The following is a 19063-nucleotide window of genomic DNA, read 5'->3' on the forward strand; positions in this document are numbered from 1 at the left end:
GGGGGCACAAAAGCCTTCACGATCCTGCGCGCCCGCAGCAAGGCCAGGCGCGCATGCAGGCAGGCATGGACGGCGCTGGGCGGGTTATGCCGAGGGGGTGATCGATGTGTCAGCTGATTGACGCAACACCCGCGGCACCTTGAATTCAACGCGTTCCACCGCAGTTTCGACGACCTCGACCGAGACATCAAACCGGGCGCGAAAGGCGTCGATCACTTCATTCACCAGCAGCTCTGGCGCCGAGGCCCCGGCGGTGATGGCAATGCTTGAGATCCCTTCCAGGGCGCGCCAGTCGATGTTTTCAGCCCGCTGCACCAGTTGGGTGTACTGGCAGCCCGCCTTGGCGCCAACCTCGACCAAACGCCGAGAGTTGGAAGAATTGGGCGCGCCGACAACCAGCATGGCGTCAGATTTGGGCGCTACGGCCTTCACGGCCTCTTGCCGATTGGTGGTGGCGTAGCAGATATCTTCCTTGTGGGGGCCGATAATGGCCGGAAAGCGCGCTTCGAGGGCGGCAACGATGCCCTTGGTGTCATCCACCGAGAGGGTGGTCTGGGTCACATAGGCCAGACGCTGCGGGTCGCGCACCTGCACTTCAGCCACATCTTCGGGGGTTTCCACCAAAAGCACCTCGCCCGCAGGCAGCTGGCCCATGGTGCCGATGGTTTCAGGATGGCCCTTGTGGCCGATCATGATCATTTGCAGCCCCTGTTCCGCATGGCGCTGGGCTTCGATATGCACCTTGCTGACCAGCGGGCAGGTGGCATCGACATAGACCATCTGGCGCGCTTCGGCGGCGGCGGGCACGGATTTGGGCACCCCGTGGGCAGAAAAGATGACCGGCCGGTCTTCGGGGCATTCTTCCAGCTCTTCGACAAAGACCGCGCCCTTGGCCCGCAGCCCATCGACGACAAACTTATTGTGCACGATCTCGTGGCGCACATAGACCGGGGCGCCCCATTTTTCGAGCGCCAGTTCCACAATCTTGATGGCGCGGTCCACACCGGCGCAGAAACCGCGCGGCGCGGCCAGATAGAGGGTGAGGGCAGGTTTGGTCATCGGCGTCTCCTTGTGGGCAGAGGTAAGGCTTTGCCGCCGCAAGGTCCAGTCTTGTGGCGGCAGTTTAATGCGCGGGGCTGGCGGGTCTCAGGCGCAGGGCTAGGTTGGGATGCCGCACTTGATCAGAAGAAAAGGATTATTTTAACGGCTCTGGTTCATGGTCGATTAACGGCCGATTCTGGGCTGCATTAAGTCTGGGCCCGCCCTGAGAATTGGTTGAGAGTATTTCGTATGGTTGACGAGACGTTAGCAAGCTGTGTGCCGGAAGAGGTGAGCCAGGTCGGCAGAGGCACCAGTACCAGCAAGCAGAAATTCATGGATCGCCAGTATCAGGTCACCATGGAGCGCCGGTTTCGCACGGTGAGGATAACCTGCAGAGCGGTTATCGCGCTCGCCATCGCCTGGATTTCTGTCGGATTTTTCATGGGTGCGCCTATCGTGGTGTTCAACGCGGCGGTGGCCATCACCGGCTGCGTTGTCGCGCTGATCCTGCTCCAGACCCGGTATACCCTGCTGGCGCGCGTGCTGTGGTATCTGATTAGTCTGGTGGCGGTGATGGGAGCGGTGTTTTCCATGCCAGAGAACAGCAATGCAGAGTTCTTTTTTGCCGTCCTGTTGGGGGGGCCTTTCATGACCTTTTCCATGCGGCGCGAAAAAACGGCGATCTATCTGTTGCTGGCAAGTGCCCTGTCCTGCTGGCTGTTAATCCGCTATCTGGGGCACGACTATTTTGGCCCGCCGGTGCTGGATGATGAGATTTCCGCATCCTATCTGTCTGGGGGGATTCTGGTCACGATTTTCACAATCTTCATCGTTGAAATGATGGCCTTCGGTCGTATGGCTGAAAGCTATAGTGATGATCTGCTCGACGCGCATCAGGATGAAGCCAAGGCGAACCAGGCCAAGAGCGACTTTCTGGCCGCGATGAGCCATGAAATCCGCACCCCGATGAACGGGGTTCTTGGCATGGTAGAGGTGCTGGGCCGCACGGAGCTGTCGCCGGAGCAGCGGCGCATTTTGAATACCATTCAGGAGTCTTCGAACTCGTTGTTGTGGATCATCGACGATATTCTGGATGTGTCCCGGATCGAGGCCGGCAAGATGGAACTGTTTGAGGCACCGATGCGCCTGCTGCCGCTGATCGAAGGGGCGACGGCCACCCTGCGCCCGCATGCACGCCAGATGCAGGTGGCCCTGTCGCTTTCTGTTCAGGCGGATTTGCCGGATACGCTAAAGGGGGATGCGGGGCGGCTGCGTCAGATCCTGCTTAACCTGCTGGGCAATGCAATCAAGTTTTCCGAACCAATGGAAGGCGAGGATGAGGGCAGGGTTGGGCTGCGCGTTGAAATCCGCAAGCCGGGCTGGATAGATTTCCTGATCGAAGACAATGGTATCGGCATCGAACCAGAGGTCCAAGAGGCGATCTTTGCGCCGTTTGAACGCTCTGCGATGACGTCCAAGCGGATGATCAAAGGCAATGGCCTGGGTTTGACGATCGTACAGCAGTTGGTGGCCAAGATGGGCGGCACGATTTCGGTTGATAGCAACCTAGGTGAGGGAAGCCGCTTTACTGTGCGTCTGCCAGTGCAAGAGCCGTCGGGGCCGATCAAGGCGCCTCGGTTGGCAGGTACCAAAGTCATCGCGATGATGCCGGTGGCGGGACAGGACTGTGGCTGGCCTGCCTATGTTCTGGCTGCGGACTGTGACTTGAAATGGGTGGCAAGCCGGGATGAATGGCTGGCGCAGGCGCGGCTGGTCGGGGGCGCGGCAATCTTTGTCTTGCCAGTCCCGGAAGATGGGGGTCAGCAGGATGCCTGGTGCCGCACACGCCTTCAAAAAGAGCTGCCGGATCTAAAGATTCTGGAGTTTAGCGCCGGGGATTCAATGCAGCAGGAACGGATAAGCTCTGACTGGGTGGTTGTTCAATCCGATCCAGTGCTTCCCAGTGACTTCTGGGAGGCACTGGACGTGCTGTCAGGGCGGGGTCATCAGCAGACCGGATCCAGGATCCATGTAGCATCCCCGCCTGTTACGCAGGACCTGCCGGGTGGGCGCATTCTGGTTGCCGAAGACAATGAAATCAATCGCGCAGTGATCGAGAGCCAACTGGCGCTGCTGAACTGCGAGGCGACACTGACGCGCGATGGGGCAGAATGCCTCTCGGCCTGGACCAAGGGGCGGTATGATATGATTCTGGCGGATTGCCAGATGCCGGTAATGGACGGGTTCGAGCTGACCCGCGCCATTCGTAAGATCGAGGCAGAGCAGGGCCTGCGCCACACGCCCATCGTGGCGGTGACGGCGAATGCGCAGGAAGCAGAGATCGAAAAATGTCTGGCAGAAGGCATGGATGCCTTCGTGTCAAAACCGGTGACAATCGCCGGATTGGAGGCTGTGATCCGCCAGCAGCTCCCGACGCCGAATGTCAGCGATGAAACACGGCGCTGGGCGATTGGCCACAGAGGATAATCTTCTCTCGGGTATGATCCGGGCCTAGGCCGCGTCGCTTTGGGAAGAGGGAGATCCTGCCAAAAAGGCCCTAAACACGCCCGGGGTGAGTGTGGCGGGTCGAGGGCCTTTGGGAGATATAGCTTGAGGCTTCACCAAGGCTGATGCCGCACACACAGTGTTATCTTCAGGTCGTTCTGGCACCCCTGATTGCGGCACCAGCGGGTCTGTCTAGGTGCTTGGCGCGGCAGCAACAGGCCGCGTATCAGAGGCATACTCTCGCGGTGGACGACCGATGACATCTTTCAGCTCTTCCAGTTCGATGAAATTATCGGCCTGGCGGCGCAGTTCATCCGAGATCATCGGCGGCTGGCTACGAATGGTCGAAACCACAGAGACCCGCACACCCTGGCGCTGCAGGCTGGCGATCAGCGGGCGGAAATCCCCATCGCCCGAAAACAGCACGATGTGATCCACGTGTGGTGCCAGTTCCATGGCATCCACGGCCAGCTCGATATCCATATTGCCTTTGACTTTGCGGCGGCCCATGCTGTCGGTGTATTCCTTGGCCGGCTTGGTCACCATGGTGAAGCCATTGTAATGCAGCCAATCAACAAGCGGACGGATGGGGGAATATTCATCATTTTCGAGCAGAGCCGTATAATAAAAGGCCCGCAGCATCTTTCCTCGGCGCATAAATTCCTGGCGCAAAAGCTTGTAGTCGATATCAAAACCCAACGCCTTGGCGGCAGCGTAGAGATTCGAACCGTCTATGAACAGCGCAAGCCGTTCGTCTTTGTAAAACATCCTAAAGTGTCCTTCTGGTAAATCCGCTTGCGCCAAATAGTCCGTGAGTGGATTTGATGCGGCGAAACGGGTGGACATATTGTAAGTACTTTGGCACCTGCTTCAAGTATACCGGGTTTCCTAAATGGGGTCAAAAGTGACCATTTCACGTCGAAAAGCGATCATTGCACTGGGTGGTAACTTACCTTTGGGCGGAATGTTGCCGCACGAAATACTATTGGCTGCAATTGAAGAAATTACTCCCTCTATGGGGGAAATATGTCAAGTTTCCCGGCTTTTTCAAACACCTTGTTTTCCAGCAGGGGTTGGACCCGACTATGTCAACGCGGCACTTGTGCTGGATACGAACCTAAAACCTACATCTTTAATGCACCAATTACAGGCGGTTGAGCAAAAATTTTCACGTGAGCGGGAGCAGCGCTGGGGAATGCGGACCCTAGATCTGGATCTGATTGCCTGCGGCGATTCTGTGCTTCCAAGCCCGTCCGAGTACCAGCACTGGCTTCATTTGCCGTTGGAACTACAGATGCGTCAGACGCCGCCGGAACTGATTCTCCCGCATCCCCGATTGCAGGACCGGGCCTTTGTTTTGGTGCCAATGTGTGATGTTTGCCCGGATTGGCGCCACCCCGTACTGGGTAAAACAGCGTCAGAACTCTGTGCGGCACTGCCAAAATCCGATCTAGAGGCGGTTCAGCCGCTTTAGTCGCTTGTCAACAAAAAGATTAGGGCGTAAAAGTCGCTCTTCCGGACCCACACTGATTTTGGAGAGTCGCCTATGGCCCGCGTAACGGTTGAAGACTGCGTAGATAAAGTACCAAACCGCTTTGAGTTGGTCATGCTGGCGGCCCATCGTGCCCGTGAAATCGCCGCCGGGGCAGCGCTCACGGTTGAGCGTGACAATGACAAGAACCCGGTCGTGTCGCTGCGCGAAATCGCAGAAGAGACCCAGCGCGCGGATGATCTGCGGGAACGTCTGATCGAAAACAACCAACATCAGATCGAAGTCGACGAGCCAGAAGAAGATTCGATGGCTCTGCTGATGGGCGCTGAAAACGACAAGCCAGCCGATGATGATATGTCAGAAGAAAAACTGCTGCGTGCCCTCATGGAGGCCCAGGGGCAGGGCTGATATCGGCACTCCCGATCTGAGGCTGCGGACCGGATATGATTACTCCTGAAGACCTGATCGCCCTGGTCCGCAACTACAACCCCAAGACCAATGCAGATAAGATCGCAGAGGCCTTCGCCTATGGCGAAGAGATGCACCATGGGCAGTTTCGCCATTCTGGTGAACGCTATTTTACCCATCCCGTAGCGGTTGCCGCCCTGTTGACCGAACAGCGTCTGGATGATGCCACCATCATCACCGCGCTGCTGCATGACACCATCGAAGATACCAAGGCCTCTTATGAAGAGGTGGCAGCGCGCTTTGGCGATGAGGTAGCGGAACTGGTCGATGGCGTCACCAAGCTGACCAACCTGCAACTGTCCAGCCGCGAGACAAAACAGGCGGAAAATTTCCGCAAACTGTTTATGGCCATGTCCAAGGACCTGCGGGTCATTCTGGTCAAGCTGGCCGACCGGCTGCACAATATGCGCACCATCAAGGCGATGCGCCCGGAAAAGCAGGCGCAGAAGGCCCGCGAAACCATGGATATCTACGCGCCGCTTGCGGGCCGTATGGGTATGCAGTGGATGCGCGAAGAACTGGAGGACCTGGCCTTCAAGGTGCTGAACCCAGAGGGCCGCCAGTCGATCATTCGCCGTTTTGTCACCCTGCAGCGTGAAACTGGTGATGTGATCCATCGGATCACCGGCGATATGCGCGCCGAACTGGACAAGGCCGGGATTGAGGCCGAAGTCTTTGGCCGGGCCAAGAAACCCTATTCGATCTGGCGCAAGATGCAGGCCAAGGATCAGGGGTTTTCGCGGCTTTCAGATATCTACGGTTTTCGGGTGATTACCCAGTGTGAAGAAGACAGCTATCGCGCGCTTGGTTGTATCCACCAGCGCTGGCGGGCGGTGCCGGGGCGGTTCAAGGACTATATCAGCCAGCCAAAATCCAACGGCTACCGCTCGATCCATACCACCGTGTCGGGGCGCGATGGCAAACGGGTAGAGGTGCAGATTCGCACCCGGCAGATGCATGATGTGGCGGAAACCGGGGTTGCGGCCCATTGGTCATATCGTGATGGCGTGCGCTCGCAGAACCCCTTTGCGGTGGATCCGGCAAAATGGATTGCCTCGCTGACCGAACAGTTTGATGCCGAGGAAGACCACGATGAATTCCTCGAGGCGGTCAAGCTGGAGATGTATTCCGATCAGGTGTTCTGTTTTACCCCAAAGGGGGACGTGACCAAACTGCCCAAGGGCGCGACGCCGATTGATTTTGCCTATGCCATCCATACCCGCATCGGTCATGCCTGCGTTGGCGCCAAGATTGATGGTATCCGGGTGCCGCTGTGGACGCGGATCCGCAATGGCCAATCGGTCGAGGTGATCACCGCCGAAGGCCAAAGCCCGCAGGTAAGCTGGCTGGAAATCGCCACCACTGGTAAGGCGCGCACCGCCATTCGCCGCGCGCTGCGCGAAGCTGATCGGGCGCGTTTTGTGAAACTGGGGCGGGAACTCGCGCGGTCTGCCTTTGAGCATGTGGAACGCAAGGCCACCGACAAGGCGCTGGAAACAGCAGCGCGGGCGCTGCGGATTGATACGGTGAATGAACTGCTGGCGCAGCTTGGGGCGGCAGAAATCACCACCCATGACGTGGTGCAGGCAGTCTATCCCGAGCTTACCCTGCAAGAAGGCGAGGTGGTGTCCCCTCGGCGGGCGGTCATCGGCCTGGAGGCCGGGCAGAGCTTTGAGCGCGCGCCTTGCTGTCAGCCGCTTCCCGGAGAGCGCATCATCGGTATCACCTATCGCGGCCGCGGGGTTGTGGTGCATGCGGCTGATTGCGACCGTTTGGTCTCCTTCGAGAGCCAGCCCGAGCGCTGGATGGATGTGCATTGGCACAGTGGCACCCATGCCGCGGCCTATGGTGTCTCGCTGGAGCTGACCATTGGCAATGATGCCGGTGTCCTGGGACGAATTTGCACATTGATTGGCGAGAAGAAGGCCAATATTTCCAATCTTGAATTTTCAGATCGGAAACCAGACTTTTACCGACTGATGATAAATGTCGAGCTGAGGGATGTGGAACAGCTGCATTCGCTGATGCTGACATTGGAAGCCGAGAGCGATGTTGCCGAGGTCGCGCGCTTCCGGGAAAAACCGGAGACGCGCCAGATTTCGGGATAGGGCGCGGTTGAAACGAGGAAGGACGCAGGGCTTTGGTATTCAGGCGCCGTGATAGACGCTCGCTCCTTCGGGCGGTTGCGGATTTCATCTGGCCCCGTGGGGGCTGGAAGCGGGCGTTTCTATACGTGAAGCACCGGGTCCGCCGCCTGCCAGATTCGCCTGAACGCATTGCCCGTGGCGTCTGGGCCGGGGTCTTCACCACCTTTACCCCGTTCTATGCGATGCATTTTGTTGTCGCCGCCCTTATCGCCCGCTTGATCAATGGCAATATCCTTGCCGCGCTGAGTGGTACCTTTTTTGGTAACCCGCTGACCTATGTGCCCATTGGCATCGCGGCGCTGCAGACAGGCCACTGGATGCTGGGCACCGAATTCAACGGCGAGCTAGAGACCTCTCTGGTGGGGAAATTCATTGATGCGGGCAAGGATCTGAAAGACAACCTGTTTGCGCTGTTTTATGATCAGCCTGCCGATTGGGATGGGTTGCACCTGTTCTACGACGAGGTGTTCTTTCCCTATCTGGTTGGCGGTATTGTGCCTGGCGTGATCACTGCGACGATCTGCTACATGCTTAGCCTGCCGGTGATCCGTGCCTATCAGCAGCACCGTCGCTCGCGTATCAAGGCCAAGTTTGACGCCATCAAAAAGCGTGCCGAGCGCGAAAGCAGCGGTGTTGCCCCGGTGGTAGAGCCTGCAAAGCGCAAGCCAAAGCGAAACTTGCCGCGGGTTTGCAAGGTAAAATAGCGCGCTTGGCAAGGGGCAGGGGTTGCCCTCGGCGGTATGCCGTCTAATCTTGCGCGTGTCAGAGACGATTTCACGACAGATCACGGGATAAAAGACATGGGCCAGAATACGCTGCGATTGGGTGTAAATATCGACCACGTGGCCACGGTGCGGAATGCCCGTGGCGGTGACAATCCCGATCCGGTGCGCGCCGCCCTTCTGGCGCAGAACGCGGGGGCCGATGGGATCACTGCCCACCTGCGAGAAGACCGCCGCCATATTGTGGATGCCGATATCGATGGCTTGATGGCCGCGCTGCGCATCCCGCTGAATTTTGAAATGGCTGCAACGTCGGAAATGCAGGCGATTGCTCTGCGTCATAAACCCCACGCGGTTTGCCTGGTGCCGGAAAAGCGCGAAGAACGCACCACCGAAGGCGGGCTGGATGTGGCGGGCAATGATATAGCGCTGGCCGAGTATATTACGCCGCTGCGGGATGCGGGCAGCCGGGTGTCAATGTTCATCGGCGCCGAAAAATCGCAGGTCGAGGCCAGCCACCGCATCGGCGCCCCGGTGATAGAACTGCACGCCGGTGCCTATGCCGATGCCTGGGCCGAGGGGCGTTGGGATGAACGCGATGCCGAATTGGCCAAGATTACCGAGATGGCGGCCTATGCCCATGGCCTAGGGCTGGAAGTGCATGTTGGCCATGGTCTGACCTACGAAAGCGTCGGCCCAATCGCGGCGCTGCAAGAGGTAAAGGAGTTGAACATTGGCCATTTCCTGATGGGCGAGGCGATGTTTGTCGGCCTGCCTGCGGCCCTGGCCGAAATGCGCCGCAAGATGGGGGAGGCGCGGGCATGATTGGTCCGGAATGGGCCGCCCTGTGGCTGGCATGGGTGCTGGCAGGCGGCAGTCCGGGCCCGGCGACGCTTTCCATTGCGGGCACCTCAATGAATACCGGTCGTCGCGCCGGGGTGATTTTCTCATTTGGCATCCTCTTTGGTTCGGCCTGTTGGGGGGTGGCGGCGGCGGCGGGTCTCAGCGCCCTGATGCTGGCCAATGCCTGGATCTTTGAGATTCTACGCTATTGCGGCGCGGGCTATCTGTTGTTCCTGGCGGTGAAATCCCTGGGCTCGGCCCTGACACCAAACGCGCCGATATCTCAGCGGGCCTATGGGGGCACGGCTTGGCAGATCTTCAGCAAAGGCGCGCTGATTCACCTGACAAACCCCAAGGCCATCCTGTCCTGGGCCTCGATCTACTCGCTGGTGCTGCCAGCAGGCTCCGCTCCAGCGGAGGTTTTTGGCCTCTTTGCTTTTCTCTACTCGGGCTCGATCCTGATCTTCATCGGCTATGCCTTCCTGTTCTCTACCCCTGGTGTGGTCGAGACCTACATGCGGATGAAGCGCTGGTTTGAGCTGGGTTTTTCCGGCTTTTTTGGCTTCGCTAGCCTCAAGATCCTGACGGCGCGATTGGACGGATAGCGCCATGATCCTTGGCGTCGGAACAGATCTTGCCAATATCGAACGCATCCAGCGCACTCTGGACCGTTTTGGCGATCGTTTCCGCAATCGGGTCTTTACCGAGGTCGAACAGCGAAAGGCTGAAAACCGCCGCGATGTGGCAGGCACCTATGCCAAACGCTGGGCCGCAAAAGAGGCCTGCTCCAAGGCACTGGGGACGGGGCTGCGCATGGGGATCGCCTGGAAAGACATGGCGGTGAGCAACCTTGCCACCGGGCAGCCTGTTATGGCTGTCACGGGATGGGCAGAAGAGCGCCTAGCCAAGATGACGCCACCGGGCCATAGCGCGGTGATCCATGTGACCTTGACAGATGATCACCCCTGGGCCCAAGCCTTTGTGGTGATCGAGGCCTATCCAATTGCCGCACAGCCCGTTGAAACGGATGGTGGCGCTTGACTCGCGCCCCCTGCGCCCTCATGTAGCGCCGGACCCTTTTATTTATACCCTGGAGAGCCTGATGACGGCAAAATCTAGCGCCGGCCAATCGATCCTCGAGACGGTAAAGACCATTGTTTACGCCCTGTTGATTGCAGGGGTCTTTCGGACCCTGTTTTTCCAGCCCTTCTGGATCCCGTCCGGGTCGATGAAGGAAACGCTGCTCATTGGTGATTTCCTCTTCGTTAACAAGATGGCCTATGGCTATTCCTACGCTTCTTGCCCCAGTGTCCGCATTGGGGCCATTGGGCTAGATATTGATGCCGAAGATGTCTGTGGCTTTCTGGGGGGCGACAATACCCGCTTTCTGGGCAGCGATCCCGAACGCGGCGATGTGGTGGTGTTTCGTCACCCGGTCACCGGCACGGATTTCATCAAGCGGCTGATCGGCCTGCCCGGTGACAGCATTCAGGTGAAAAACGGCGTCTTGTTCATCAATGGCACCGCAGTCGGCCTGGAGGATGCTGGCAATTTTGAGGAAGCCATGGCGCCGCAGGGGCCGCAGGGCTCTTTCCCGCGATGTGAAAATCAACCGGTTGGTCAGGGCGCGAACTGCCTGAAGTCACGTCAGATCGAAACCCTGCCCGGTGGTCGCCAGCATGCGATCCTGAATATTGGCAATCAATCGGCCGACCACACCGGCGTCTATAAGGTACCCGAGGGGCATTTCTTCTTTATGGGCGACAACCGCGATAATTCCAGCGATAGCCGTCTGGCACAGACCGCCGGAGGCGTTGGCTTTGTGCCGCTGGAAAACCTGATAGGTCGGGCTGATCGCATCATGTTCTCGTCTGCTGGCCGCTCCATGCTGTTTTTCTGGACTTGGCGCAGCGACCGCTATTTCAAGGGGATCGTGTGAAACTATCGAAAGAAATGCGCGCCTTTGAACAGCGGATCGGGCATGAGTTCACCCGCCCCGAACTCTTGGTGCGTGCCTTGACCCATCCTTCGGTTTCATCGCCCAATCGCAAGGACAATCAGCGGTTGGAATTTCTGGGCGACCGTGTGCTAGGCTTGGTCATGGCGACGGCCTTGCTGGACCAGGACAAACTGGCCAGCGAGGGTCAGCTGGCACCGCGGTTCAATGCGCTGGTGCGCAAAGAGGCCTGCGCCGATGTCGCCCGCGAGATCGGTCTGGGCGAGGTGCTGAAGCTGGGCCGATCTGAAATGATGTCAGGCGGGCGGCGCAAGCTGGCGCTCTTGGGCGACGGCATGGAGGCGGTGATTGCGGCCGTCTACAAGGACGCAGGTTTTGAGGTGGCGCAGCAGATGATCTTGCGGCTCTGGGGGGCGCGGGTGCATCAGGTCGAAGCGGATGCCCGCGATGCCAAAACCGCCCTGCAGGAATATGTTCAGGCACGGCGCCAATCGCCGCCCGACTATGTACAGGTGGCGCGCGAAGGCCCGGATCACCAACCCATCTTTACCATTGCCGTCCGGCTGGAAGATGGCACCGAAGAACGCGCCGTTGCAGGGTCAAAACGGCTCGCAGAACAGGCCGCAGCCAAGGCGCTCTTGGCACGTTTGGAGCAAAAAACATGACAACACGCGCCGGTTTCGTCGCCCTGATCGGAGAGCCCAACGCGGGCAAATCCACCCTCTTGAACCGTATGGTCGGGGCCAAGGTTTCAATCGTGACCCACAAGGTTCAGACCACCCGCACCCGTGTGCGCGGTATTGTGATGGAGGGCGACAGCCAGATCGTTTTTGTTGACACGCCCGGCCTGTTTCAACCGCGCCGCAGGCTTGATCGCGCCATGGTGGCAGCGGCCTGGGGTGGTGCTGCCGATGCAGATGTTGTGATGCTGCTGATTGAGGCCACTCGTGGCGTCACTGAAGGCGTTGAACGTATTCTTGAGGGGCTCGCGGAGCTGGGCAAGGGGCGGAAGGTGGCGCTGGTGATCAACAAGATTGACCGGGTGCAATCCGAGGTCCTGCTTGGTCTCACCAAAGATCTGAATGACCGGTATGGTTTTGACGAGACCTTCCTTATCTCGGCAGAACGTGGTCACGGGGTGGATACGCTGCGGCTCTGGCTGGCGGGTGAACTGCCTGAAGGCCCCTTGCTCTATCCTGAGGACCAGATCTCGGATCTGCCGATGCGGATGATCGCGGCGGAAATGACCCGCGAGAAACTGACCCTGCGGCTGCATCAGGAACTGCCCTATCAGATGACGGTGGAAACCGAAAACTGGGAAGAGCGCAAGGATGGCTCTGCCAAGGTGGACCAGGTCATCTATGTGGTGCGTGATGGTCATAAGGGCATCGTGCTGGGCAAGCGTGGCGAGACGATCAAATCCGTTTCCCAGGCCGCCCGAGAAGAGCTGACGGAATTTCTGGGCCGCAAGGTGCATCTGTTCCTGCAGGTCAAAGTGCGCCCCAACTGGCTGGAAGAGTCCGAGCGCTATTCGGAAATGGGTCTGGATTTCAAAGACGGAAACGAATGACCCGTCTGACCGCAGACTTTTGGGTGCATGCCTATCTGGCGCGTCTGCGTGGCGTTGGCATTCCGGCCTTTGTCACCGCCCATGGTGATGACACGGCGGGGGCGGTGCTGGTCAAGCTCAATACGCTGAATGGCCAGGCCCAGAGCTTTCATCGCTCCTATGATCTGATGAGCGGCGCACGCAAATGGGTGGAACATGCCAGCGGAGTAGAGGCTGATGTCGATGCCGCCATTCGCCGCCAGCAGGAATTTGATCCCGATCTTTGGGTGATCGAGGTCGAAGACCGGGCTGGCCGCCACCTGTTGGATGAGCCGGGGCTGGAGTAGGCTGCAGGGCGGTCAGATAGAGTTGCGATACGGAGGGTGTGATCGGTGGAATGGCGTGACCATGGCATCCTTCTGAGCTGTCGCCGTCACGGCGAGACGGCTGTCATCATCGATGTGTTCACCGAAGACCACGGCCGCCACGCAGGGATCGTGCATGGCGGTGCCAGCCGCAAGAAGGCGCCGGTGCTGCAACCGGGTGCCCAGCTGGATCTGTTGTGGCGGGCCCGGCTAGAGGATCATCTCGGCAGCTATCAGGCGGAACCCCTGCGCAGCCGCGTAGCGGCGGCCCTGTCGGGGCGTCTGGCTTTGGCGGGGCTGAATGCGGTGGCGGGGCTGTTGGGGTTCTGCCTGCCGGAACGGGCACCCTACCGCGATCTTTACAGGCAAACAGAGCAACTCTTGGATCTGCTGGGCCAGGATGATCTCTGGCCGCTGGCCTATCTGAAATGGGAAATGACCCTGCTGGAAACCATGGGTTTTGGCCTGGATCTGAGCGCCTGTGCCGTCTCTGGCCGCAATGAAGATCTGGCCTATATCTCGCCCAAGACCGGGCGGGCGGTGTCGCGTCAGGATGCCGGGCAATGGGTGAACCGGCTGCTGCCGCTGCCCCCTGTGCTGCGCGGCGAGGGGACAGGCCCGGATCATGAGGTGGCGCAGGGGCTGCGCACCACCGGATATTTTCTGGAAATGCATCTGGCCCCCAGCCTTGGCAACCGTCCACTGCCAGAGGCGCGTGGCCGGTTCATGGATGCCTTTGTCCGGCGTTTGTAGCTGAAGCCTTGGCCGCCCTTAACCTTGCTTGGGGTGCGCTTTCAGCGGGTGGGTCCGGCTAGGTCACTTGGTGCAAGAAGAGGCCCGACCAATGGCAAATATTGGCCGGGCCTCTCTGGATTGGCGTTTCTGGTGGTGCGGATCAGGCGAGCAAGCGGCGGGCGATCACCTGGGCCTGAATCTCTGCTGCACCTTCAAAGATATTGAGGATGCGCGCATCACAGAGCACCCGGCTGATCTTGTATTCCAGCGCAAAACCGTTGCCGCCGTGGATCTGCAAACCGTTGTCGGCCGCTGCCCAGGCAACGCGGGCGCCCAGCAGCTTGGCCATCCCGGCCTCTAGGTCGCAGCGGTGGCCGTTGTCCTTTTCCCAGGCGGAGAAATAGGTCAATTGACGCGCCACCATGATTTCGACCGCCATCATCGCCAGCTTGCCGGAAACGCGGGGAAACTCGATCAGGCTTTTGCCGAACTGTTTGCGATCCTGGGCGTATTGCATCGCGATATCCAGCGCTGATTGCGCCACGCCAATGGCGCGGGCCGCCGTCTGGATCCGGGCGCTCTCAAAGGTCTCCATCAGCTGTTTGAAGCCCTTGCCTTCGACACCGCCCAAGAGGTTGGCCTGTTTCACGGCAAATCCGTCAAAACCCAGCTCATACTCTTTCATGCCGCGATAGCCCAGTACCTCGATCTCGCCGCCGGTCATGCCGGGGGTGGGGAAGGGCTCTGCATCGGTGCCGGGGGTTTTTTCCGCCAGGAACATCGACAGGCCCCGGTGATCGGTGGTGTCGGGGTCGGTGCGCGCCAGCAGGGTCATCACATGGGTGCGCGCCGCATGGGTGATCCAGGTCTTGTTGCCGGTGACCTCATAGTCGCCCGCCGCGTTTTTCACCGCACGGGTGCGCAACGAGCCAAGGTCGGAACCGGTGTTTGGTTCGGTGAAAACAGCCGTCGGCAGGATCTCGGCGCTGGCGATCTTGGGCAGCCACTGCTCTTTCTGTTCATCCGTGCCGCCACAAAGGATCAGCTCAGCAGCGATTTCCGAGCGGGTGGCAAGAGAGCCCACACCGATGTAGCCGCGCGACAGTTCTTCGGAGACCACAACCATCGAGGCCTTGGAGAGACCGAAGCCGCCAAATTCTTCCGGGATGGTCAGGCCAAAGACACCCATCTCGGCCAGCTCTTCGATGACCTCCATCGGGATCAGCTCATCCTTCAGGTGCCAGTCATGGGCGTGGGGTTCGACCTTGTCCGAGGCATAGCGGCGGAACTGATCGCGGATCATTTCCAGCTCTTCTTCCAGACCCGAGGCGCCAAACAGGGTGGCGCCGGACTGATCCTGCATCAGTTCTGCCAGACGCGAGCGGGCGGCCTGGGTGTTGCCGCCATCGCTGAGGGCCGCCACGGCATCAGTCCGCAGTGTAGCAAGGGCATCCTGACCAAGACCAAGATCCTGCAGCCGCAGGATTTCACCCTGGTTCATCTGGATACCGCCCTGCACCTGGGCCAGGTATTCACCAAAGGCGATCTGGTGGATCAGCTGCTCCATCTCGCCAAAGCCGCCATCCTTTTGCAGTTTGTCGGCCCATTGCTGCATCTGCCGCAGGCTGTAGACATAGGTGGCAAGCCAGGACAGCCCGTGGGCGGCGGTCTGGTTGGCCTCGATCAATTGGCCCGAAACGCGGCCGTCTTGGCTGACAAGCCTGCGCACGGAATCCTGCGCCGCTTCCAGTAGGCCCTCAAGCGGAATGATCGCCGCGCCGGTGAGCGCCAGGAGATCGGGGAGCACAATAGGTTTCATTTGCAGGTCCTGTCCGTCATGAGCCATTGAATCACGTCCTTCTTGCTGGCTTGGTGGTAAATCACTTTGCAGGCGCAGCGCAACAAAAATACGCCGCAATGCGGCATTATGATCAATAATTGCGTGAGCGCATTTAACTTGGCCGGGCTGTTCTCTCTGCATCTTGGGGGTGATAGGCAGAGCCATGGAACAGTTTTTCTCTCTTATTTTCTCGGCGATTGAGCCGACAGATTTGGCGATTGCCTTTGCGATTGCGCTCTTTGCCGGCACCGTCAAGGGCATGGTGGGCTTTGCATTGCCGATGATCCTGGTCTCAGGTCTTAGCCTGTTTCTGGCACCAGAGCTGGCGCTGGCGGGGCTGATTCTGCCGACGCTGGTGACCAATGGGATGCAGGCGCTGCGTCAGGGGGTCGGGGCGGCCTTTGCCTCGCTCAAGCGGTTTTGGATCTTTCTGCTGGCGGTGCTGTTCTGCCTGCTGCTAAGCGCGCAAACGGTACGCATTCTGCCGCAACAGGTGATGTTTCTGTTGATTGGGGTGCCGGTTACCTTGTTTGTGCTGCTGCAGCTGTTGGGGTTGGCGCTGACCCTGGCCAAGCCGACCCCGCGTGTGGAGATCATGGTGGGGGCCTTTGCCGGGATGGTGGGCGGTGTTTCTGGTGTCTGGGGGCCGCCGACGGTGGCATATCTGACGGCGCTGAACCTGGAAAAGAGCGAGCAGATCCGGGTGCAGGGCGTGATTTATGGCATTGGGGCGGTGACCCTGTTTCTGGCCCATATCGGGTCTGGTGTCATTCGCAGCGAAACCCTGCCGTTTTCTATCCTTCTGGTTCTGCCGGCTGTGATAGGCATGTGGATCGGTGGGCGGCTGCATGATCGGATCGACCAGAAGCTGTTCAAACAGGCCACGCTTATTGTGTTGTTGGTGGCCGGGCTTAATCTGGTGCGGCGCGGGTTGATGGGGTAAGGCCGCAATAAGACGCGGTGCAATTGGATATGCCTGCGCCATGCGCGCGTGGCAGCAGGAATTGAGATGCAAGCGATGAATGCGGAACGGCTGGCTCTGGGGACGATCCTAATCGCGCTTCTGGTGCTGGGGCTGAAACTGGTGGCCTGGCAACTGACAGATTCGGTAGCGCTGTTTTCGGATGCGTTGGAATCCCTGGTGAACGTGGGCGGTGCGGTGATGGCCTGGATTGCAGTGCACTATGCCAAACGCCCAGCCGATGCAGGCCACCCCTTTGGCCACTACAAGGCGGAATATTTTTCGGCTGTGCTGGAAGGGATCATGATCATCATTGCCGCCTTGCTGATTGTGCAGCAGTCGGTGCAGGCGCTTGGCAACCTTGGCTCGCCGCAGGATTGGGGGCGTGCTGGGCTTTTGGTCAATGGGCTGGCGCTGGTGGTGAACCTGCTTTGGGCGCGGCTGCTGGTGTCGCGTGGCGGTCGGTTGAACTCTCCGGCGCTGACCGCAGGCGGGCGCCATCTGATGAGCGACGTCTGGACCTCGGTAGGGGTGCTGCTTGGGCTGGGGCTGGCGCTGGTGACGGGCTGGGCGGTGCTTGACCCGCTGCTCGCGCTCTTGGTGGCGGTGAACATCCTGCGCGAAGGCTACGGTGTTGTGGCGTCATCGGTGAATGGCCTGATGGATTCCGCCGCCCCCGAGGAAGAGCGCAGCCGCATCGAAGACCTGCTGCACCATGCTGCGGTGGGGGCCCTGCAGGTACATGGGCTCAAGACTCGCCGCGCAGGGGTGGCATTGTTTGTGGAATGTCACATGGTGGTTGAGGGCACGATGACGGTGCAGGCCTCGCATGCGATCTGTGATCGCATCGAAGAGGCGATCCAGGTGGATTTCCCCGAAGCCCTGGTCACCATCCATGTCGAGCCAGAGCACAAGCTGGAGCCTTCGGGCATCGCGCCGGGATAAGCTGCCCTGTCCGGTGCAGGAAGGCTGAGCGAAGCATTTGCATTCTGACGCGCGCTCCCGTTTAAGCGCAGCACAGGTTTGTGCAGACAGGGGCAGGAAAAATGACGATGCAATGGGACAGGTTGTTGAATGCGGGGCGTCTGTGCCGTCCGGATTTCCCCGAGGCCCCCGGCCGACCGGCCTATCTGCAGGACTATGATCGCATCCTGTTCTCAGAGCCCTTTCGTCGGCTGGCGCAAAAGACCCAGGTGCATCCGCTCTATGAGCATGACCATGTGCACCACCGGATGATCCACTCGCTGGAGACAGCTAGTGCCGGGCGCTCGCTTGGGGTGCTGGCGGGGCAGGCCATGTTGGAGCAGGGCCATATCACAGAGGCACAGCGCGAGGTGATTGCCGGCACAGTGCAGGCCGCCTGTCTGGTGCATGACATTGGCAACCCGCCCTTTGGCCACTCTGGCGAAGACAGCATCGGCCAGTGGTTCGCCCAGCAGTTTCAAGCAGAAACAGGGATGGCCGGGGCGATCCCACAGGCCCAGCAGGCGGAGTTTGAGGCCTTTGAGGGCAATGCCCAGGGCTTTCGCATCGCGGCGGCCCTGGAAATGGCGCGGCGTGACGGCGGCATGCGCCTGTCCTATGCGACCCTTGCGGCATTTATGAAATACCCCTGCACCGCCGAGGCACAGAAACTGGCGCGACAGGCCAGCAACGGGGGCTATGTGGGGCTCAAGAAATTTGGTGTCTTTGAGTCAGAGGCCGCATTGTTTGCCGAGGTGGCCGAGGCAACGGGGCTGCGCAGTGACGGCGCCGGGCCGGGCAAATACTGGCGGCGCCACCCGCTGGCCTTTCTGGTCGAGGCGGCAGATGACATCTGTTACCGGATCCTGGATCTGGAAGACGCCGCCACGGTGGGCGATCTGACTACCCGGCAGGTGATCACCTGTCTGGAAGATGTCGCAGGTAAGCCCAACCGCGCAGATGATGCGGCGATGACGGCGCGCGAAATTGTGGCGATGCGCCGGGCCAGCGCCATCCATCAGGCGATCATTTCTGCGGTTGCCGCCTTTATGGACAACTACGATGCCATTATGGCTGGTGAGTTCAACGAGGGTCTGATGGAGGTCTCCTCCAAGGCGGAGGCCTTTGACCAGATGAAAGAGATTTCAAACGCACGGATCTTTACGGCGCGGCGCAAGACCGAGCTGGAGATTGCCGGGCGTCAGGTGATCTTTGCGCTGCTGGATCACTTCCATGGGCTATATGGCGATCTGCGCGCCTGTGATTGGGATGTTGAGGCGTTTCTGGCGGACCATGGCTATTGGGCCAAATTGGTGCGGGCGGTAGATCTGGATCTGCGCGGCATTACGGACGAATATTCGGCGATGCATAGCCTGGCGGATTTTGTATCCGGCATGACCGACCGCTATGCGGTGAAGGTGCGGGACATGGTGGCAGGGCGGATCTGAAACCGCCTCCAAATCAGAGCATGATAG

General features: G+C 59.6%; 19 protein-coding genes. 16 read left to right on the forward strand and 3 right to left on the reverse strand.

All coding sequences use genetic code 11. The annotated features are described in order from the left end of the window. Positions 1–84: 84 nt before the first annotated feature. A complete protein-coding gene (gene ispH / locus P2081_RS17400; protein WP_278924135.1) occupies positions 85–1059 on the reverse strand; it encodes a 4-hydroxy-3-methylbut-2-enyl diphosphate reductase in 975 nt (324 codons plus the stop codon). A 231-nt stretch (positions 1060–1290) separates the two neighbouring features. Here ispH and P2081_RS17405 point away from each other — a divergent pair, with 231 nt between their 5' ends. Further along, positions 1291–3528, forward strand: a complete 2238-nt coding sequence (locus tag P2081_RS17405) for an ATP-binding protein (RefSeq protein ID WP_278924136.1) — start codon at positions 1291–1293, stop codon at positions 3526–3528. Between the two features lie 210 nt (positions 3529–3738). Here the strand turns inward: P2081_RS17405 and P2081_RS17410 are convergent, their stop codons facing one another. Further along, positions 3739–4314, reverse strand: coding sequence for a LabA-like NYN domain-containing protein (locus tag P2081_RS17410; protein ID WP_278924137.1), 576 nt, complete (start codon positions 4312–4314; stop codon positions 3739–3741). A gap of 136 nt (positions 4315–4450) precedes the next feature. Here P2081_RS17410 and folK point away from each other — a divergent pair, with 136 nt between their 5' ends. The 12 genes from folK (at position 4451) to recO (ending at position 13842) form a co-directional block, all read left to right on the forward strand. Beyond that, positions 4451–5020 (forward strand): 2-amino-4-hydroxy-6-hydroxymethyldihydropteridine diphosphokinase, encoded by a 570-nt coding sequence (folK, locus tag P2081_RS17415; protein WP_278924138.1) that lies wholly within the window; start codon positions 4451–4453, stop codon positions 5018–5020. A 72-nt stretch (positions 5021–5092) separates the two neighbouring features. Further along, positions 5093–5446: a DNA-directed RNA polymerase subunit omega gene (gene rpoZ, locus P2081_RS17420; RefSeq protein WP_278924139.1), complete on the forward strand. Its 354-nt coding sequence runs from the start codon at positions 5093–5095 to the stop codon at positions 5444–5446. A 35-nt stretch (positions 5447–5481) separates the two neighbouring features. Then, the gene (locus tag P2081_RS17425) at positions 5482–7614 is read left to right on the forward strand and encodes a RelA/SpoT family protein (protein ID WP_278924140.1); all 2133 of its coding nucleotides are present in this window, start codon (positions 5482–5484) and stop codon (positions 7612–7614) included. A gap of 32 nt (positions 7615–7646) precedes the next feature. Beyond that, entirely contained in the window at positions 7647–8357 is a 711-nt protein-coding gene (locus P2081_RS17430; protein WP_278924141.1) for a DUF2062 domain-containing protein, read from the forward strand. Between the two features lie 96 nt (positions 8358–8453). Further along, positions 8454–9200, forward strand: a complete 747-nt coding sequence (locus P2081_RS17435; protein ID WP_278924142.1) for a pyridoxine 5'-phosphate synthase — start codon at positions 8454–8456, stop codon at positions 9198–9200. Then, positions 9197–9823: a LysE family translocator gene (locus P2081_RS17440; RefSeq protein ID WP_278924143.1), complete on the forward strand. Its 627-nt coding sequence runs from the start codon at positions 9197–9199 to the stop codon at positions 9821–9823. The genes P2081_RS17435 and P2081_RS17440 overlap by 4 nt, the downstream gene beginning before the upstream one ends. Positions 9824–9827: 4 nt before the next feature. Continuing rightward, entirely contained in the window at positions 9828–10259 is a 432-nt protein-coding gene (gene acpS, locus P2081_RS17445; protein WP_278924144.1) for a holo-ACP synthase, read from the forward strand. 61 nt (positions 10260–10320) lie between these two features. After that, positions 10321–11157: a signal peptidase I gene (lepB, locus tag P2081_RS17450; protein ID WP_278924145.1), complete on the forward strand. Its 837-nt coding sequence runs from the start codon at positions 10321–10323 to the stop codon at positions 11155–11157. Further along, on the forward strand, positions 11154–11840 hold the full coding sequence (gene rnc / locus P2081_RS17455; RefSeq protein WP_278924146.1) for a ribonuclease III: 687 nt from the start codon (positions 11154–11156) through the stop codon (positions 11838–11840). Before lepB ends, rnc begins: the two co-directional genes overlap by 4 nt. Then, positions 11837–12745 (forward strand): GTPase Era, encoded by a 909-nt coding sequence (gene era / locus P2081_RS17460; RefSeq protein WP_278924147.1) that lies wholly within the window; start codon positions 11837–11839, stop codon positions 12743–12745. The genes rnc and era overlap by 4 nt, the downstream gene beginning before the upstream one ends. Then, positions 12742–13071 carry a DUF1491 family protein gene (locus tag P2081_RS17465; protein WP_278924148.1) on the forward strand — a complete coding sequence of 110 codons (330 nt, stop codon included), beginning with the start codon at positions 12742–12744 and terminating at the stop codon, positions 13069–13071. Before era ends, P2081_RS17465 begins: the two co-directional genes overlap by 4 nt. A 45-nt stretch (positions 13072–13116) precedes the next feature. After that, positions 13117–13842 carry a DNA repair protein RecO gene (gene recO, locus P2081_RS17470; RefSeq protein WP_278924149.1) on the forward strand — a complete coding sequence of 242 codons (726 nt, stop codon included), beginning with the start codon at positions 13117–13119 and terminating at the stop codon, positions 13840–13842. Positions 13843–13984: 142 nt separating this feature from the next. Here the strand turns inward: recO and P2081_RS17475 are convergent, their stop codons facing one another. Then, positions 13985–15670: an acyl-CoA dehydrogenase family protein gene (locus P2081_RS17475; RefSeq protein ID WP_278924150.1), complete on the reverse strand. Its 1686-nt coding sequence runs from the start codon at positions 15668–15670 to the stop codon at positions 13985–13987. 157 nt (positions 15671–15827) lie between these two features. On the opposite strand from P2081_RS17475, the gene P2081_RS17480 reads away from it, so the two are divergent. The 3 genes from P2081_RS17480 to dgt all read left to right on the forward strand — a co-directional run bounded on the left by P2081_RS17480 (position 15828) and on the right by dgt (position 19036). Next, positions 15828–16607: a sulfite exporter TauE/SafE family protein gene (locus P2081_RS17480; RefSeq protein ID WP_278924151.1), complete on the forward strand. Its 780-nt coding sequence runs from the start codon at positions 15828–15830 to the stop codon at positions 16605–16607. Positions 16608–16673: 66 nt separating this feature from the next. After that, positions 16674–17570: a cation diffusion facilitator family transporter gene (locus P2081_RS17485; protein WP_278924152.1), complete on the forward strand. Its 897-nt coding sequence runs from the start codon at positions 16674–16676 to the stop codon at positions 17568–17570. Between the two features lie 107 nt (positions 17571–17677). Continuing rightward, positions 17678–19036: a dGTP triphosphohydrolase gene (gene dgt / locus P2081_RS17490; RefSeq protein ID WP_278924174.1), complete on the forward strand. Its 1359-nt coding sequence runs from the start codon at positions 17678–17680 to the stop codon at positions 19034–19036. Positions 19037–19063 lie beyond the last annotated feature (27 nt).

The sequence above is a fragment of the Pseudophaeobacter profundi genome, from assembly GCF_029697505.1.
In the GTDB taxonomy this organism is placed as follows: domain Bacteria; phylum Pseudomonadota; class Alphaproteobacteria; order Rhodobacterales; family Rhodobacteraceae; genus Pseudophaeobacter; species Pseudophaeobacter profundi.

Bases quoted from the DNA above. Each gene is read 5' to 3' on its own strand.
- ispH (WP_278924135.1), bottom strand. From the start codon at position 1,059: ATGACCAAACCTGCCCTCACCCTCTATCTGGCCGCGCCGCGCGGTTTC.
- P2081_RS17405 (WP_278924136.1), top strand. From the start codon at position 1,291: ATGGTTGACGAGACGTTAGCAAGCTGTGTGCCGGAAGAGGTGAGCCAG.
- P2081_RS17410 (WP_278924137.1), bottom strand. From the start codon at position 4,314: ATGTTTTACAAAGACGAACGGCTTGCGCTGTTCATAGACGGTTCGAAT.
- rpoZ (WP_278924139.1), top strand. From the start codon at position 5,093: ATGGCCCGCGTAACGGTTGAAGACTGCGTAGATAAAGTACCAAACCGC.
- P2081_RS17425 (WP_278924140.1), top strand. From the start codon at position 5,482: ATGATTACTCCTGAAGACCTGATCGCCCTGGTCCGCAACTACAACCCC.
- P2081_RS17435 (WP_278924142.1), top strand. From the start codon at position 8,454: ATGGGCCAGAATACGCTGCGATTGGGTGTAAATATCGACCACGTGGCC.
- P2081_RS17440 (WP_278924143.1), top strand. From the start codon at position 9,197: ATGATTGGTCCGGAATGGGCCGCCCTGTGGCTGGCATGGGTGCTGGCA.
- acpS (WP_278924144.1), top strand. From the start codon at position 9,828: ATGATCCTTGGCGTCGGAACAGATCTTGCCAATATCGAACGCATCCAG.
- lepB (WP_278924145.1), top strand. From the start codon at position 10,321: ATGACGGCAAAATCTAGCGCCGGCCAATCGATCCTCGAGACGGTAAAG.
- era (WP_278924147.1), top strand. From the start codon at position 11,837: ATGACAACACGCGCCGGTTTCGTCGCCCTGATCGGAGAGCCCAACGCG.
- P2081_RS17465 (WP_278924148.1), top strand. From the start codon at position 12,742: ATGACCCGTCTGACCGCAGACTTTTGGGTGCATGCCTATCTGGCGCGT.
- P2081_RS17475 (WP_278924150.1), bottom strand. From the start codon at position 15,670: ATGGCTCATGACGGACAGGACCTGCAAATGAAACCTATTGTGCTCCCC.
- P2081_RS17480 (WP_278924151.1), top strand. From the start codon at position 15,828: ATGGAACAGTTTTTCTCTCTTATTTTCTCGGCGATTGAGCCGACAGAT.
- P2081_RS17485 (WP_278924152.1), top strand. From the start codon at position 16,674: ATGCAAGCGATGAATGCGGAACGGCTGGCTCTGGGGACGATCCTAATC.
- dgt (WP_278924174.1), top strand. From the start codon at position 17,678: ATGCAATGGGACAGGTTGTTGAATGCGGGGCGTCTGTGCCGTCCGGAT.